Source organism: Hansschlegelia beijingensis, assembly GCF_045505405.1.
In the GTDB taxonomy this organism is placed as follows: Bacteria; Pseudomonadota; Alphaproteobacteria; order Rhizobiales; family Methylopilaceae; genus Methylopila; species Methylopila beijingensis_A.
The window spans coordinates 1-1257 of record NZ_JBJKEX010000540.1; the positions used below are offsets into that span (position 1 = coordinate 1).

The window sequence follows — 1257 nt, forward strand, 5'->3', positions numbered from 1 at the left end:
GTCCCTGGACGAGCTCGAAGCGCTCGCGAAGAACTGAAGCACGGCCGGCCTCGCTGCGGCGAGGCCCCATCGCTCGGCCTCGCCAAGCTGCGCATGCAGGCCGAGCAGCGCCTCGGTCGCGGGGCGATCGGTGCGGTGGATGATGAAGCTCCAGCCATGGCGGCGCGCGATGCCGGCGACCGCGGCGCGGTGGCGCGCGAGCCGCTCCTCATAGCCCGCCCGCCACTCCTCGGCCCGGCCGGCGACGAGCCTGAGGCCGCCGTCCGGATCGACGAATTCGGTGCGGCCCCAGAACGGAAACGTCTCCTCCGCAGGGTCCGCGATCATCACCAGATGCCCTCGGCCGCCGCGTCCGGCAAGACCCGCGACCGCCGCGGCGATCTCCTCCTCGGGCGCCAGCAGGTCGCCGATCACCACCGCTTCCGCGAGCCGCGCGATCGGCGCCGTCGCCGGAGGCAGATGTCCGCCATCGTCGGGAGCGTAGGCGAGCGCCTGCGCCAGACGCTCGGTGGCGAGCCGGCTCGCCGTCGGGCGGCTCACGCCGAGCAGGCCGACCCGCTCGCCGCCCCGCACCAGGAGATCCGCGAGCGCAAGGCCGAGCACCACGGCCCGCTCGATCTTCGGAACGGGCGCGAGACTCGATCGGAAGGCCATCGACCGGGAGCGGTCGATCCAGATCCAGACGGTGTGGGCCGCCTCCCATTCCTGCTCGCGCACGTAGAGGTGCTCGTCGCGCGCGGAGCGGCGCCAGTCGATCCGGCCGGGAGCGTCGCCCGTCGTAAAGCGGCGGAACTGCCAGAAGTTCTCGCCGACGCCGGCTCGCCGCCTGCCGTGCAGCCCATGCACGACCGTCGCCGAAGCGCGCCGCGCCGCGACCAGCAGCCGGGGCAGGCTTCCGGCGAGATCGAGCGCGGCCTCCTCATGCCGCGAGACAATCCGGACGGCCGAGGGATCGACGAGCTCGGCGCGAACCGCCATCAGCGTCAGCCGAGCCGCTCGACGAGCTTGGCGATCAGCGCCTCGAGGGTCTCGCCCGAGCTGCGCGCCGAGAAGTTCAGGGCCATGCGGTGCTTCAGCACCGGCGGGGCGAGGGCGGCGACGTCGTCGATCGATGGGGCGAAGCGCCCGTCGAGCAGCGCGCGGGCGCGCACGGTGAGCATCAGCGCCTGGCTTTCGGAGCCGCGAAGCCGAAGGTCGTCGGGACATATCGCCTGCTTCGCGGCGAAGTCGCCGATCGGACGTTCGGCTTCTACAGCG

At 73.0% G+C, this 1257-nt stretch carries 1 protein-coding gene and 1 pseudogene; both read right to left on the reverse strand.

Annotated features, from left to right (window positions below):
* Window positions 1–978 (reverse strand): DUF58 domain-containing protein (locus ACIKT0_RS18515; RefSeq protein WP_407106782.1); only part of this gene is annotated, 978 nt, incomplete at its 3' end.
* A 5-nt stretch (window positions 979–983) separates the two neighbouring features.
* Window positions 984–1257, reverse strand: a pseudogene (locus ACIKT0_RS18520) (AAA family ATPase); the annotation flags it as partial.